This is a genomic window from Litorivita pollutaquae (assembly GCF_003205515.1).
GTDB lineage: Bacteria > Pseudomonadota > Alphaproteobacteria > Rhodobacterales > Rhodobacteraceae > Litorivita > Litorivita pollutaquae.
On record NZ_KZ826481.1, the window covers coordinates 775,927 to 790,584 of the forward strand.

At 59.2% G+C, this 14,658-nt stretch carries 12 protein-coding genes and 1 tRNA gene; 9 read left to right on the forward strand and 4 right to left on the reverse strand.

Annotated elements, in window-relative coordinates:
- Positions 1–87: 87 nt before the first annotated feature.
- The 4 genes from DI396_RS03780 to DI396_RS03795 all read left to right on the forward strand — a co-directional run bounded on the left by DI396_RS03780 (position 88) and on the right by DI396_RS03795 (position 3,514).
- Positions 88–390, forward strand: a complete 303-nt coding sequence (locus tag DI396_RS03780) for a DUF1330 domain-containing protein (RefSeq protein WP_110794749.1) — start codon at positions 88–90, stop codon at positions 388–390.
- Positions 391–532: 142 nt separating this feature from the next.
- The gene (locus DI396_RS03785; protein WP_110794750.1) at positions 533–994 is read left to right on the forward strand and encodes an NUDIX hydrolase; all 462 of its coding nucleotides are present in this window, start codon (positions 533–535) and stop codon (positions 992–994) included.
- Positions 995–1,617: 623 nt separating this feature from the next.
- A complete protein-coding gene (locus DI396_RS03790; RefSeq protein ID WP_110794751.1) occupies positions 1,618–3,108 on the forward strand; it encodes an inorganic phosphate transporter in 1,491 nt (496 codons plus the stop codon).
- Positions 3,109–3,202: 94 nt separating this feature from the next.
- The gene (locus DI396_RS03795; protein ID WP_162617139.1) at positions 3,203–3,514 is read left to right on the forward strand and encodes a DUF1330 domain-containing protein; all 312 of its coding nucleotides are present in this window, start codon (positions 3,203–3,205) and stop codon (positions 3,512–3,514) included.
- 29 nt (positions 3,515–3,543) lie between these two features.
- Here DI396_RS03795 and argF read toward each other — a convergent pair whose 3' ends face one another.
- The 3 genes from argF to DI396_RS03810 form a co-directional block, all read right to left on the reverse strand.
- A complete protein-coding gene (gene argF, locus DI396_RS03800) occupies positions 3,544–4,470 on the reverse strand; it encodes an ornithine carbamoyltransferase (protein WP_110794753.1) in 927 nt (308 codons plus the stop codon).
- A 48-nt stretch (positions 4,471–4,518) separates the two neighbouring features.
- On the reverse strand, positions 4,519–5,697 hold the full coding sequence (locus DI396_RS03805; protein ID WP_110794897.1) for an aspartate aminotransferase family protein: 1,179 nt from the start codon (positions 5,695–5,697) through the stop codon (positions 4,519–4,521).
- A gap of 379 nt (positions 5,698–6,076) precedes the next feature.
- Entirely contained in the window at positions 6,077–6,895 is an 819-nt protein-coding gene (locus DI396_RS03810) for an ABC transporter permease (protein ID WP_235851727.1), read from the reverse strand.
- Positions 6,896–7,029: 134 nt separating this feature from the next.
- Between DI396_RS03810 and DI396_RS03815 the strand changes: the two genes are divergently transcribed.
- The 4 genes from DI396_RS03815 to DI396_RS03830 all read left to right on the forward strand — a co-directional run bounded on the left by DI396_RS03815 (position 7,030) and on the right by DI396_RS03830 (position 10,484).
- A complete protein-coding gene (locus DI396_RS03815; protein WP_110794754.1) occupies positions 7,030–7,611 on the forward strand; it encodes a GcrA family cell cycle regulator in 582 nt (193 codons plus the stop codon).
- A 149-nt stretch (positions 7,612–7,760) separates the two neighbouring features.
- The gene (locus tag DI396_RS03820; RefSeq protein WP_110794755.1) at positions 7,761–8,744 is read left to right on the forward strand and encodes an LLM class flavin-dependent oxidoreductase; all 984 of its coding nucleotides are present in this window, start codon (positions 7,761–7,763) and stop codon (positions 8,742–8,744) included.
- 140 nt (positions 8,745–8,884) lie between these two features.
- Entirely contained in the window at positions 8,885–10,288 is a 1,404-nt protein-coding gene (rimO, locus tag DI396_RS03825; RefSeq protein ID WP_110794899.1) for a 30S ribosomal protein S12 methylthiotransferase RimO, read from the forward strand.
- 122 nt (positions 10,289–10,410) lie between these two features.
- Positions 10,411–10,484 (forward strand) — tRNA-Gly (locus tag DI396_RS03830).
- A gap of 249 nt (positions 10,485–10,733) precedes the next feature.
- Here the strand turns inward: DI396_RS03830 and DI396_RS03835 are convergent.
- The gene (locus DI396_RS03835; RefSeq protein ID WP_110794900.1) at positions 10,734–12,947 is read right to left on the reverse strand and encodes a DEAD/DEAH box helicase; all 2,214 of its coding nucleotides are present in this window, start codon (positions 12,945–12,947) and stop codon (positions 10,734–10,736) included.
- A 615-nt stretch (positions 12,948–13,562) separates the two neighbouring features.
- Here DI396_RS03835 and DI396_RS03845 point away from each other — a divergent pair.
- The gene (locus tag DI396_RS03845) at positions 13,563–14,570 is read left to right on the forward strand and encodes an ABC transporter substrate-binding protein (protein WP_110794757.1); all 1,008 of its coding nucleotides are present in this window, start codon (positions 13,563–13,565) and stop codon (positions 14,568–14,570) included.
- Positions 14,571–14,658: the final 88 nt, after the last annotated feature.

Below are 14,658 nucleotides of genomic sequence, written 5' to 3' on the forward strand. Positions count from 1 at the left end.
GGCAAGATAAGATAGGTTGAGGGACCACGTTGCTTTTCCCGTTTGACGCCGAAGCAGATATGATGGCCTGCTCAAACCGAGGTTGTTATGTCTGTGTATCTAGTCTTGTCTTACGATGTGTTCGATCAAAAACGCTTTGCTCAATATCGGACCGCTGCTGCTCTCGTGGTTCCACAATTTAACGGTAAGATACTATCATCACAGCAAAATCCCGGCATTACCACCGGCGCTTCGACACCATCGCATATGTCGTTGGTCAAGTTCGACACGATTGAAGACCTGCGATCCCTACGCAACAGCAAAAGGAGCCGGTCGCTTCTGGCGCTTCGTGTTGAATCCGCCGAAACCAGTGTTCATGTGCTCTACGGAGACGATGAAAAATTGAGCTGATCCGGTGCAGGGTCCTGAAATCATGGCATGATTCTTGAAAATTAATTCGAAATACACTATATCAAGGCACATAGAGGGTGAAACCCCGCAAACGGGACGGTATTTTGTGGCCCGTTTTGAGAGCAGGATCTAGGTAAGACTCATGACAAACACATTCCGCAAGGCGTGGCGCGAGGTTGTCTCGCCCATTTGGAAGCGCCCCAAAGACGAACAAGTGGCGGCTTTGTGCTACCGCGAGGATGAAGCAGGCGACACCAAAGTTCTTTTGGTTACCAGCCGCACCAACAAACGTTGGATTTTGCCAAAGGGCTGGCCGATCGACGGGCTTGAGTATTCTCAGGCCGCGATGCAAGAAGCTTGGGAAGAAGCGGGCGTCAAAAAGGCCACCGCCGAATCCGAAGTCTTTGCGACGTTCAAGACCAAGAAAGTGCTTGCCGGTGGCCTGCCCACGCCCATCCAGATGAAAGTTTACAAGGTCGCCGTGGCCAAAACCAAATCCGACTATCCGGAAGCCGCCGAACGCGAACGCAAATGGGTCAGCCCCGAAACGGCGGCTGAAATGGTCGATGACCCTCGGCTCAGCTCGATTTTGCGCACTCTCTAGCGACGCAGTAGGCCAGAGCACGCCTGAAAGCTGCCTATGTTATCCCCTGCCACCCGGTAAGGCGACCAATCGGCATTCGCCGCGTTTAATATCGCTCCGATCGTGACACGTCCCACCACCTAAAACCGCAAAGGCGGGGTTCAGGAGGGGGGGCGTCGCAACATTCGCCAATGGCGCGTTTGCACGTCCCGTCCGTGCAGGCTTTGCTTAATCGCGCAATGCCCCTCTGACCCACATCCCCCACACCTAAACCACATGTGCCGCCGATGACGATGGATTGGGCACGATCGAAGACGGCAGAGCGGCAGCCCCCCTGTGGGCCTTCGGCGAGGACAGCCGCACGATCCGGCCAAGAGCGACACCCATCCCAAACATCCCGATGCCGCCGTTTTACATGTAACCCTATCGCCCGCTTTACCGCCCCCTTTTCACGCGCGCAGGCCGATGATGGCTTCCCCTCACTCCAGACGCACCACTCTTTCCGATACGATATCGCGACCTTGGGTCGGGCAGGCGCGTGCGCGACACAGATGACGCAAAATGACAAGAACCTGAGCACGCCCCTTGATTGCTCCGCAACGGCAGCTTAGGCGGTAACACAGTTTTTGATCTCGGAGACACGGATGACCAAGACCACTGGCCAGCAATGGAAAACGCTCGACAAGGATCTCGGGCGGATCAATCGTCTCGAAATGGCAACAATCTATGTCGCACGCCCGCTGGTCGGGACCGGCATTGCCTTGGCCTTCATCGTTTTGGCCGCCTTAAGCGCGGCAGTGATCTTTGGTGGCACAGCGGGTGATTTGATCGTTGTCGCAGCCGCAGGATTTGGCGCCTATATGGCGATCAATATCGGGGCCAATGATGTCGCCAATAACATGGGTCCCGCCGTCGGGGCCAATGCGTTGACAATGGGCGGGGCGATTGCCATTGCCGCCCTGTTTGAAAGCGCGGGCGCCCTCTTGGCGGGGGGCGATGTTGTCTCGACCATTTCCAAGGGCATCATCGATCCATCCGGTATCGCCAGCCCTGATTTGTTCATCTGGGCGATGATGGCGGCACTGATTTCTTCGGCTCTGTGGGTCAATCTGGCGACCTGGGTCGGCGCGCCGGTCTCGACCACCCACTCCGTCGTTGGCGGGGTCATGGGCGCCGGCATCGCCGCAGCGGGGATTTCGGCGGTGGATTGGCCAACAATGGGGATGATCGCCGCCTCTTGGGTGATCTCGCCGGTCTTGGGCGGCGCGATTGCCGCTGCGTGTCTGGCCTTCATCAAGGCCAACATCATCTATCAGGACGACAAGATCGCGGCGGCACGGCGGTGGGTTCCGGTATTGATTGGCCTCATGGCAGGCACATTTTCCGCCTATCTGGCGCTCAAGGGATTGAAGAGAATTATCGCCATCGACATGCAAACCGCATTGTTGATCGGCGTCGGTGTAGGCGTGTTGAGCTATGCCATCTCGGCACCGTTGATCCGCAAGCAATCCGAGGGCATGGAGAACCGCAACAAATCGCTCAAGACGCTGTTTGGCTTGCCGTTGGTGTTTTCGGCCGCTTTGCTCAGCTTTGCCCATGGGGCCAATGATGTGGCCAATGCGGTCGGCCCATTGGCCGCCATTGTTCACGTCAGCGAATTTGGCGATTTTGCCGCCAAAGTTACCATTCCCACATGGGTGATGATTATCGGCGCGTTTGGTATTTCCTTCGGTTTGTTCCTGTTTGGACCCAAGTTGATCCGCATGGTTGGCAGCCAGATCACCAAATTGAACCCGATGCGGGCCTATTGCGTGGCCCTCTCGGCGGCGGTCACCGTGATTGTCGCGAGCTGGCTTGGCCTGCCGGTCAGCTCGACCCATATCGCCGTGGGCGGGGTGTTCGGGGTTGGTTTCTTCCGTGAATGGCATGCGGAACGGCGGTTGCGGCGCAAGGCCGGTTCGGCGAATGCGCCGGCAACCATCCGCCTTGCCCCCGAAGAGCGCCGCCGCCGCAAGCTGGTGCGCCGCAGCCATTTCATGACCATCATCGCCGCATGGGTCATCACGGTTCCGGCCGCTGCGGTGATGTCGGGGGTGATATTCTTGCTACTCAATACGGTTGTCGGCGCCGGTTGATCGGGCAAGGGCAAGACCTTTTTGACAGCCCCTACTCTTTTGGATAGGCTTGCATCATCCTCATGCGGAGATCCCAAAACCCATGCCCGCACTTATGATCACGCGACTGCAAGTTCACGACCGCAGACGATTTCGCCATTTTCAAACGGCGTTCATTGCGATCAAGCCCGCCAATGCGGTGGTGCTTGCCGGGGATGGTGCGCCCAGCGTGATAGAAGGTGAAGACATCTGCAACCATGTCGGTGTGCTGTATTTCCCTGAAACCAAGGCTGCAGAAGATTTTCTCGAAAGCCCTGATTTCCAAAGCTATTCGGTCATGCGCACTGCCTGCGCCGAAGCGCAAACAATCCTCGTTGATGCGGCGGGCATTGATCTCGACGCTGTGGCAACGGCTGCAAAAATTTAAGATCCGCGCGCCATGGCCTGCTGCAAAGTTTACAGGCCCAAACACCACCGCATCACGGCTTTTTGCGCATGCAGACGATTTTCCGCCTCGTCAAAGACCACGGAATGCGGCCCGTCCATGACGTTGTTGGTGACTTCCTCGCCGCGGTGCGCGGGCAGGCAATGCATGAACAACGCATCCTCTTTGGCAAGGCCCATCAATTTGCGATCCACGCGATAGGGGCGCAAAAGATTGTGCCGCCGCTCGCGCGCGCTTTGGGCGTCATGCATCGACACCCATGTGTCCGCGACCACCAAATCCGCCCCTGCGACGGCTTTTTCTGCATCCCGTTCAATGGTGATCTCGACACCTTGGGAGCGCGCAAAATTGACGAATTCCGCTTCGGGATCCAATTTTTCCGGCCCCGTAAAGGTCAGGTCAAAGCCGAATTGCCCCGCCGCGTGCAAAAAGCTGGCACAGACGTTATTGCCGTCACCGGTCCAGACAACTTTTTTGCCTTTGATCGGGCCGCGATGTTCCTCGTAGGTGAGGATATCGGCCATGATTTGGCATGGATGCGTGCGATCGGTCAGCCCGTTGATCACCGGCACCGAGGCGTATTCCGCCATCTCATGCAGGACGCTTTCATCAAAGGTCCGGATCATGATCATATCAACGTAACGCGACAACACCCGCGCCGTGTCGGCAATGGTTTCGCCGTGCCCGAGCTGCATGTCCGAGCCGGACAGAACCATCGTTTGCCCGCCCATCTGGCGCACGCCCACATCAAAGGACACGCGGGTGCGGGTCGAAGGTTTTTCAAAGATCAACGCAACCATATGGCCCGCCAACGGTTGTTCGTCGTCCATGGCACCCTTGGGGCGCCCCGCGCGGGCGTCTTTCATGGCTTTCGCATGATCGATCATGCCGCGCAGCGCATCGGCATCGGTGGTATGGATATCAAGGAAGTGGTTCATAATATATCGCTCTTCTCGTCTTTTCGCGCGTTCATGCGGGCGTGTGTCTTACAAGGCCTCTTCCACCGCACTTGCGGCGGCATCAAGGCGGTTGACCGCCTCGGCGATCTCTTCATCGGTTAGGGTCAGCGGCGGCAAAAGCCGCAGCACATTGTCGGCGGCCGGCACGGTCAGCAATTCAACGTCATAGCCCGCTTGTACCACATCCATATTGGGTGCCACACATTTCAAGCCAAGCATCAAACCCATTCCCCGCACGCCCTCAAACACCTGCGGGTGCGAGGCCACCAGGGCTTCGAGTTTCTGGCGCAACAAACCTGCGCGGCGGTTCACATCCGCGAGAAAATCAGGATCGGCAACAATATCCATCACCGCGCACCCCACCGCACATCCCAAGGGGTTGCCGCCATAGGTCGACCCATGCGTTCCGGCGGTCATGCCGGACGCGGCCTCTTCGGTGGCCAAAACCGCCCCCAAGGGAAAACCGCCGCCGATGCCTTTGGCGACCATCATGATGTCCGGCGTGATCCCCGCCCATTCATGGGCAAAGAGTTTTCCGGTCCGTCCGACACCGCATTGCACTTCGTCGAGGATCAGCAAAATGCCCTTCTCGTCGCACAGGCTGCGCAGCTCTTTAAGATAGGCGTCCGCGACGGGGCGAATGCCGCCCTCGCCCTGCACCGGTTCGATCAGGATCGCACCAGTGGTTTCGGTAATCGCAGCAAGCAAAGCCTCGGGATCGTCCCACGGCAGGTGGACAAACCCGGGCAAAAGCGTGCCGAACCCTTTGACCATCTTTTCACTACCCGCTGCGGCGATGCCCGCCGAGGACCGGCCATGGAAGGAACCGGCGAAGGTGATGATATCGGTCTTTTCGGGATGACCTTTGTCATACCAATATTTGCGCGCCATTTTGACCGCCAATTCGCAGGCCTCGGTGCCGGAATTGGTGAAAAACACCGTATCGGCAAAGGAAGCCTCGGTCAGCTTATCGGCCAGCGCCTGTTGCTGTGGGATCTCGTAAAGGTTCGACACATGCCACAGGTTTTGCGCCTGATCGGTCAGAGCCTTGACCAATGCCGGATGCGCATGGCCCAGCGCGTTCACCGCGATCCCCGCGCCCAGATCTAAAAATCGGCGGCCGTCTTCCTCAATCAGCCATGCGCCTTCACCCTTCGTGAAATGAAGCGGTGCGCGGTTATAGGTCGGCAGAATAGAGGGGATCATTGGGATCATCCTTATCACATGAAGACTGAGAAGTGCCTCAGCAGCTTCGGTTGGTCAATAATTTTCGGATATTTTCGGGGGCGCGTGCGGATTTAGCACGCAAGAACAACAGGCGGCGTCAGGCGCGTCGGCGCGAACGTCGGTCTTTGGCCGTGGCGGCAAAAGGGGTATGCGTGTTGTTCATAGGCAAGGCGAATAGCAGGTGGCGCAAGATTTGCAAAGCCCATTTTCACAGCCGCCGGTCCCAAGCGGAGAGCGTCAAACCTCCCGCGCCGAACCGGCGGCGCAGGAGGTTCAGGACACGGTACCGCCCCCGCCCCAGCCGGCGAGGACGGGCGCGATCGTGGCTTTCACAGGGGGAACCGTCACTGCGAACGATTTACGCCTTGAGCCGATACCCCGTGCGGAACATCGCCCATGCCGTCCCCGCGATCACAAATGTCGCCGTGGCGCACACGATCAAGCCAAGCACCGGATTGCTGTCCGAGACGCCCAAAACCCCATAGCGCACCCCGTCGATCAGATAGAAAATCGGATTGAAATGGGTGATCTTCTGCATCAGCTCCGGCATCGCCTCGACCGAATAAAACGTGCCGGAAAGAAAAGCCAAGGGCGTGACAATGAAATTGGTGATCGCTGCCATTTGGTCGAATTTATTGGCAAACACCCCCGCGATCATCCCCACCGCGCTCATGAAAGCCGAACCGAGAAGCACAAAAACCAATGCCCAAAGCGGATGCGCGATCTCGACCCCGAGGAAGACCAGAACGCCCAACCCGATGGCCACTGCGACAATCACCCCGCGCGCCACACCGCCCGCCATATATCCCAAGATCAATTCAAACGCCGACAGCGGCGGCATCAATGTATCGACGATGTTGCCCTGCACCTTGGAGATCACAATCGAGGAGGACACATTGGCAAAAGCGTTCTGGATCACCGTCATCATCAAGATCCCCGGCGCGATGAAATGCACAAAAGGCCGCCCCATAATTTCGCCGCGCGACGGGCCGATGGCCAGATTGAAAATCAGCAAGAACAGCGCCGCAGTCACCAAGGGCGCAAGCAAGGTTTGCGTCCAGACCACGACAAATCGCATGACCTCGCGACGCGCCAATGTATAGAGGCCAAGCCAGTTGACCCGCCCGAACCGGCGTTCACTCATCGCGCTTGTGCCCAATTTCACCTGATTGCTCATGCCAAAACCCCTGCCATTTGATTCGATGCCTTGTAACTCGGATGCGAGTGTTTAAAATAGGGGACTATTAGGAATTTCTAGAGCGGCCCGCGCCACCTGCGCATTGGGGGCCGCTTTTCAGGTAAGGAAGACAGATGTCTTGGACCGACGATCGCGTTGAGCTTTTGAAAAAGATGTGGGGCGAGGGCCAATCGGCCAGCCAGATCGCCAAGGAATTGGGCGGTGTTACGCGCAACGCGGTGATCGGCAAAGTCCACCGGCTGGGCCTGTCCAACCGCTCGGGCGGTGGCACCTCGGCGAAAACCGAAGCGGCCAAACCGGCACCAGAAACCAAGGCGGCCAAACCCGCCGCCAAGGCCAAACCGGTCAAGCCCTCTGCGCCCAAGGCCGAACCGGAGCCCGAAAAGCCCGTTGCCGTGCATGTGCCGCACACCCGCAAGGCCATCATTCCGGCGGGGCAACCTTTGCCGCCGCAACCGTCAGCCAATGAAATCAGCCCTGAAGCCTTGGCCAAAGTCTCCGCCATCGAAAAGAAAGCCAAGCGGCTGACCTTGATGGAATTGACTGAACGCACGTGCAAATGGCCCGTGGGCGATCCGGCGACGCCCGATTTTTGGTTCTGCGGTCTGCCGGTGCAAGCGGGCAAACCTTACTGCGAGGCCCATGTCGGCGTGGCCTTCCAACCGATGTCCTCGCGCCGCGACCGCAAAAGGTAACGCGCGCCGCAGACAAATTCATGAAAAGGCCGGACCCCGCGTCCGGCCTTTTGCATTTTGCGATGCCGTTTTGCGATTGCCGTAGTCTCCCCCCTTGCCAAGTCTCCGCCAGCACCCAAATTAGAGGTCAACACCACAAAGGACGGCCCATGATCCCCTTCTCCCTGCTCGACCTCTCTCCCGTGCCTGCGGGCCATACCCCCGCCGATGCTTTGGCCAATACCGTGGATCTGGCCCGCCACGCCGAAGACCTTGGCTACACCCGCTACTGGTTGGCCGAGCATCACAACATGCGCGGCATTGCCAGCGCGGCAACCGCGGTTTTGATCGGCCAAGTGGCTGCACATACAAAGAAAATCCGCGTCGGGGCCGGCGGGATCATGTTGCCGAACCATGCGCCCTTGATGGTCGCCGAAGCCTTTGGCACGCTGGCGACGATGTATCCCGACCGGATTGACCTTGGCCTTGGGCGCGCGCCGGGGACCGATATGCTCACCGCGCGGGCGCTGCGCCATGCCCAAGACGACGCCTCCGGCTTTCCGCGTGATGTCGCCGAATTGATCAGCTATCTGGGCGATCCCGATGAGGCCGCCAAAGTGCGCGCCGTGCCGGGCGAGGGCACCCATGTGCCGGTCTGGATTCTTGGCTCGTCGCTCTTTGGGGCGCAACTGGCGGCGGCGCTTGGCCTGCCCTACGCATTCGCCTCGCATTTCGCGCCTGCAGCCTTGGAGGAGGCCTTTTATATATATCGCCGTGATTTCAGACCCTCGGCACAATTGGACAAACCCCATGCCATGATGGCGCTGAATGTCTTTGGGGCACAAACCGAGGCCGAGGCGCAATTGCTGCGCACCTCGATGCAGCAAGCCTTTCTCCACCTGCGCACCGGCCAACCCGGCCCCCTGCCCCGCCCCGATGCGAATTTTGCCAAAGGCATCGACCCGCGCATCATCGCGGGCGTCGATCAGGCATTGGCCTGCACCGCCTGCGGTACGCCGGATATGGTGCGCGACCAGCTTGGCCAGTTGATCGATACATTCCGCCCCGACGAGGTGATCATCACCGGCCAAATCCACGACCACGCGGCGCGCAAGGCCTCCTTCGCCATCGCGGCAGAGGCGATGCGCGCATAACCCCGCGCGCGGTTCAGCCCAATAATCGGTGATCTTCGCCCCGCCGAAGCCTCGCCGGACGCGCGCAGGCCCGTCGTCCGGCGCAGGATTGCCGCACGCGGCCTCTTCCCCCGCGCCGCGCCCTTGCGTATATGGATATGATGATCACCAACCCGCCCAACCTCCGCCCCGACCTTGCGCCGCGCGCCAAGATTTCCGATGCCCCGCGCAGCGGCCAACCAACCATTGGCATGGTTTCGCTCGGTTGCCCCAAAGCCTTGGTCGACAGCGAGCGGATTTTGACGCGGCTGCGCGCCGAGGGCTACGGGATCAGCGCGCAATACACCGGCGCCGATGCGGTGATCGTCAACACCTGTGGCTTTCTCGACAGCGCCAAGGCCGAAAGCCTTGAAGCAATTGGCGAGGCCTTGAATGAAAACGGTAAGGTCATTGTCACCGGATGCCTTGGCGCCGAGGAAGATTATATTCGCGGCACCCATCCACGGGTGTTGGCCGTCACCGGCCCGCATCAATACGAGCAGGTTTTGGATGCCGTGCACAGCGCGGTGCCGCCCGATCCCGATCCCTTCATTGATCTGATGCCCGCCAGCGGTGTCAAATTGACGCCCCGGCATTTCAGCTATTTGAAAATCTCCGAGGGCTGCAATCATAAGTGCAAATTCTGCATCATTCCCGATATGCGCGGCAAATTGGCCTCGCGCCCCGTGCATGCGGTTTTGCGCGAGGCCGATAAATTGGTGCAAAGCGGTGTGAAAGAATTGCTGGTGATCTCGCAAGACACCTCGGCCTACGGGTTGGATCGCAAATATTCGGCGCATGAATGGCAAGGCCGCGAGGTGCGCAGCCATATCACCGATTTAACCCGCGAGCTGGGGCAACTTGGCAATGAGAGCGATCTTTGGGTGCGGTTGCATTACGTCTATCCCTACCCGCATGTGCGCGAATTGATCCCGCTGATGGCTGATCCGGCGAATGCGGTTTTGCCCTACCTCGATATCCCGTTCCAACATAGCCACCCTGACGTTCTCAAACGCATGGCGCGGCCTGCGGCGGGGTCGAAAACCTTGACCGAGATCGCCGCATGGCGCGAGATTTGCCCTGATATCACCCTGCGCTCGACTTTTATCGTCGGATATCCGGGGGAAACAGAGGCGGAATTCCAACATCTTCTCGACTGGATGGACGAGGCGCAACTCGACCGCGTGGGGTGCTTCAAATACGAAAACGTCGATGGGGCACGATCAAACGCGTTGCCCGATCATGTGGCCGAAGCCGTCAAACAAGAGCGTTGGGACCGCTTTATGGAAAAGGCGCAGGCGATTTCCGAAGCCAAGCTGGCCGCTAAAGTCGGACGTGTGATAGATGTGATCGTCGATGATATTGACGAGGACGGCATCGCCACCTGCCGCACCAAGGCCGATGCGCCGGAAATCGACGGGAATCTGTTTATCGACGAAGACACCGAAGGATTGACCGTGGGCGCGATCGTCACCGTCGAAGTGGACGAGGCGGGCGAATATGATCTTTGGGGGCGGCGGATATAAACCACGCGCCTTTGCGCCGATCCGTTTTCGAACCGCAGTTTGCACCAAAAGCCTCTTGAAGCGCGCCGTCACAGCGTGTAATTCAGGCGCAGCACATGCGGGCGCGGCCCGATTTGCCCCGAGCGGGCGTTGTGTAATGGTAAGACCTTAGCCTTCCAAGCTAATGACGCGGGTTCGATTCCCGCCGCCCGCTCCAAAAACTTTCCTGCTTTCAAAATATTTTTTCATCTGCGGGTGCTTCCCCATGCGGCAAACGGACCGTGAGCGGCTCAATGCCCCCAGTTCGGCCAAGGCCATAAGCGGTAGCGCGGTTCTCAACGGCCGGCCGTTCCCGCTCTTTGCCCCCTACGGTTCCTGCGCTTTTCCCGTGCCTTTGTGCGCCCCATGCCGCAGCGCCCCCTCAACAAAAGAGGCCGCCGAAGCGACCTCTGATCTGTGTGGTTTCTTATTTGCTACGGCGCGGAACCGCATTGCCGCCCTTGGCAGGCGGCTTGCCCTTACCGCTTGGTTTGCCGCCGGCCTTGCCAGCGAATTTCGATCCTGCACGCGGTTTGGCAGTTTTGCCGTCAGGGCTGAAACGTTTTGACGCATCGCTGGCATCGGCGCGGGGGCGGCCCGCCGGTTTGCCACCCTCGGGCTTACCGCCAAATTTCCCCGCAGGCTTGGCGCCATATTTCGCCGGAGCCTTGCCCGCACGCGCCGGTTTTCCGTCCGGCTTGCCGCCTTTGTAATCACCTTTGGGTTTGCCGTCGCTCTTCGGTTTGGCGTCCGCCTTGGGTTTGGGATAGGGCGCGGCCTCTGTATCGTTCCACACGCGCTTGGTTTTGCCCGGTGTATTGCCTGACGCGTCCTTTGTGTGGCGCGGTTTGCGCTCGGGGGCGCCGCCATCCAGCGGATCGTAAGGTTTCGCAGCTTTGTCGCCATATGGCTTTTTATCGCCGTAGGATTTTTTATCGCCGTAAGGTTTCTTATCCCCGCGTGGCTTATCGCCGTAGGGCTTCTTGTCGCCGCGCGGTTTGTCAAAACGTTTGCCGCCCGCAGGCTTATCGCCGAACCGCTTAGGTCCGCGCTCTTGCGGCGCAAAGGTCGGGGTGCCTTGGAGACGCGTGACCTTGCCGCCCTCTTCCAATTCCATCGGATCGCCAAGCGAGGCGACAAAGCCGTCCGCGCTGGTTTCCAGTATCTCGAAATAGGTTTCGGTCGGCTGGATGCGAATCGCGCCGATGTCATCCTTGGTCAATCCGCCCATGCGGCAGATCAGCGGCAAAAGCCAGCGCGGTTCGGCATTTTTGTTGCGACCGATAGAGACCGAGAACCACACGCCGGGGCCAAATTGCGTGGCCGGACGCCGTTCGGGGCGGCTGTCGGGATCGGCCAATTCTTCGGGCGCCGATTGGCGTGTGCGATACAAACGCAAATAGGCCGCCGCGATTTCTTGCGGCTCGTGCATGGCCAAAAGCTTATCGGCAAAAGCGCTTTCTTCGGGGGTCACGGCTTCGGTCCAAACCGGATCGGACAACAGGCGCGCTTCGTCCTTTTCGGCCACTTCGGTGGCCGAGGGCGGCGAGGCCCAAGAGGCTTCGAGCTTGGCGAAATGCAACAGGCGCTCGGCCTTTTTGCGCACTTTTGGCGGCACGATCAACGCCGAAACCCCTTTGCGCCCCGCGCGGCCCGTCCGGCCAGAGCGGTGCAGCAATGTTTCGTGGTTCGACGGCAATTCGGCATGCACAACCAATTCAAGGTTGGGCAAATCAATGCCGCGCGCGGCCACATCGGTGGCCACACAAACGCGGGCGCGGCCGTCGCGCATTGCTTGCAAGGCGTTACTGCGCTCGGTCTGGGTCAATTCGCCGGACAGCGCCACAACGGAAAAGCCGCGATTCGACAGGCGCGAGGTCATCCGCGCCACCATGGCACGGGTGTTGCAAAACACGATCGCATTGGGCGCCTCATAGAAACGCAGCACATTGATAATGGCGTTTTCGGCATCCTGCGGCGCGACCTGCAAGGCGCGGTATTCAATATCAGAGTGTTGACGCGCCTCGCCTGCGGTGGTGATGCGTTGCGCGTCTTTTTGGTAGGATTTGGCCAATTGCGCGATGGTTTTCGGCACCGTGGCCGAGAACATCAACGTGCGGCGGGAGTCGGGTGATTGCGACAGGATGAATTCAAGATCCTCGCGAAAGCCCAGATCAAGCATCTCGTCGGCTTCGTCCAGAATCACCGCACGAATATCATCAAGGTCGATGCTGCCGCGTTTGACGTGGTCGACCAAACGGCCCGGCGTGGCGACAACAATATGCGCACCGCGATCCAGGGCGCGGCGCTCGTCGCGCATGTCCATACCGCCAACACAAGAGGCGACAACTGCGCCCGCTTGGGCATAGAGCCAGAGCAGCTCGCGTTTCACCTGCATCGCCAATTCGCGGGTCGGCGCGATCACCAAAGCCAAAGGCGAGGCAGCGCGGCCGAACCGGCCATCTTCTTCAAGAATCGTCGGAGCGATCGCAAGGCCAAAACCCACGGTTTTGCCTGATCCGGTCTGCGCCGACACCAAAAGGTCCGCCTCGACAAGTGCGGGGTCGATCACCGCCTCTTGCACCGGCGTCAGGCTCTCGTAGCCTTGGGCGGCCAGTGCGGCGGCAAGGGTCGGGATCACGGCAGCTTCGATCACGGGCAGGTCTCTCTTTCAAAGAAGGGTGGGTCAGGATGGGGCGGCACATCAGGCGCGCGCGGGCAAGGATGATGCCACATATGACACCAAGCGCCCGCTCATACGCGCCCCGTTGCGACTTGTATAGCTTTATTTACGCAAAAAACCACCCTATGGGGTCTCTTCATCGGGCCTTTGCGCCAAGATCCTGCATCGGCGTATGAATAGGCGCATCGCCCGCCTGCCCGCCCCATGCACCGGCGCGCACATGGGGCGCACCACGCCCATTCCGATAAAATCCCGCCCGGACAAGACAACGCCCGCCCACTCCCGGAACCGGCGCAAAACCGGCAAAACGCGCGCCTGACACCGGCGCAGCATAGAGATGATATGGGCTGCAACACAGCCCTGCACGTCCTTTGCATGCCCCAAGGTAACCGGTCAGAATACGGGTTTTGGTTGATCTTGGCGCCCTGCTGTGTTGTCATATAGGCGTGCTTTGGAGGCGCGAACCGCTCTGCTGTTTTTGCGCCATCCGAAGAAATCGCCCGTGAGGGGTGGTGACCGAAGGTGCCAAAGTGAGCGCACCAACGGCTAAGCTCACGAGAGACGAGAGATCACATGACAATCAAACACACATTCGCAGTTTCCGCGCTTGGGCTTTTTGCATCTATGGGTGCGGCGGCTGCGGCGGACTGCGGCAAAGTCACCATGGCCGAAATGAACTGGGCTTCGGCCGAAATGATGGCCAACGTCGACAAAATCATCCTCGAAGAAGGATATGGTTGCGATGTCGAATTGGTGCCCGGCGCCACCACCACAACTTTTGCCTCGATGAACGAAAAGGGCGAACCTGATGTCGCGGGTGAGCTTTGGATCAACGCCGTGCGCGATCCGCTCATGGCGGCAATTGGCGAAGGCCGCCTGCACGCGGCGAATGCCGGCCCGATCACCGATCTGGGTGAAGGCTGGTGGGTCACCCCGAAATTTGCCGCCGATCACCCCGAGCTTGACACCGTCGAGAAGCTCTTGGAGCATCCCGAATTGTTCCCCTATGTCGAAGACGAAACCAAAGGTGCCTTTGTCGGATGTCCGGCCGGTTGGGGATGCCAGTTGATCAATGCCAATCTCTACCGTGCATTCGACATGGAAGAAAAAGGGTGGGTTCTGGTTGATCCCGGTTCGGCCGCTGGCCTCGACGGGTCGATGGCAAAAGCCGTGGACCGCGACGAAAACTGGTTCGGCTACTATTGGTCGCCCACCGCAATCATCGGTAAATATGGCATGGTCATGTTGCCATTTGAGGCCGAATTTGCGGGCCGCGAAAATTGGGACGGTTGCATCGCGTTGTCCGAACAGGATTGCGCAGATCCGAAACCGACCGCATGGACGGTTTCCGAGGTCAACTCGGTGGTCACTGACCGCTTTATGAAAGCCGGTGGCCCCGCCGCAGATTACATCAAAACCCGCGTTTTCCCGGGTTCGGTCATGAACGAAATGCTGGTGTATATGACCGACAACCAAGCTGCGGGCGAAGATGCGGCCTATGAATTCCTTGAAACACATCAGGACATCTGGACCCCTTGGGTGCCTGCGGATGTTGCCGAGAAAATCAAATCGGCGCTGTAAGCTGACCGTTTAAAAAACAAGGCCCGCGTCGAAGACCTCTTCGGCGCGGGTTTTTTGCAAGAAAAACAACAATAGAACGGGGGGGCAG

Coding starts and splice junctions, on each gene's coding strand:
- DI396_RS03780 (WP_110794749.1), top strand. CDS start 88: ATGTCTGTGTATCTAGTCTTGTCTTACGATGTGTTCGATCAAAAACGC.
- DI396_RS03785 (WP_110794750.1), top strand. CDS start 533: ATGACAAACACATTCCGCAAGGCGTGGCGCGAGGTTGTCTCGCCCATT.
- DI396_RS03790 (WP_110794751.1), top strand. CDS start 1,618: ATGACCAAGACCACTGGCCAGCAATGGAAAACGCTCGACAAGGATCTC.
- DI396_RS03795 (WP_162617139.1), top strand. CDS start 3,203: ATGATCACGCGACTGCAAGTTCACGACCGCAGACGATTTCGCCATTTT.
- argF (WP_110794753.1), bottom strand. CDS start 4,470: ATGAACCACTTCCTTGATATCCATACCACCGATGCCGATGCGCTGCGC.
- DI396_RS03805 (WP_110794897.1), bottom strand. CDS start 5,697: ATGATCCCCTCTATTCTGCCGACCTATAACCGCGCACCGCTTCATTTC.
- DI396_RS03810 (WP_235851727.1), bottom strand. CDS start 6,895: ATGAGCAATCAGGTGAAATTGGGCACAAGCGCGATGAGTGAACGCCGG.
- DI396_RS03815 (WP_110794754.1), top strand. CDS start 7,030: ATGTCTTGGACCGACGATCGCGTTGAGCTTTTGAAAAAGATGTGGGGC.
- DI396_RS03820 (WP_110794755.1), top strand. CDS start 7,761: ATGATCCCCTTCTCCCTGCTCGACCTCTCTCCCGTGCCTGCGGGCCAT.
- rimO (WP_110794899.1), top strand. CDS start 8,885: ATGATCACCAACCCGCCCAACCTCCGCCCCGACCTTGCGCCGCGCGCC.
- DI396_RS03845 (WP_110794757.1), top strand. CDS start 13,563: ATGACAATCAAACACACATTCGCAGTTTCCGCGCTTGGGCTTTTTGCA.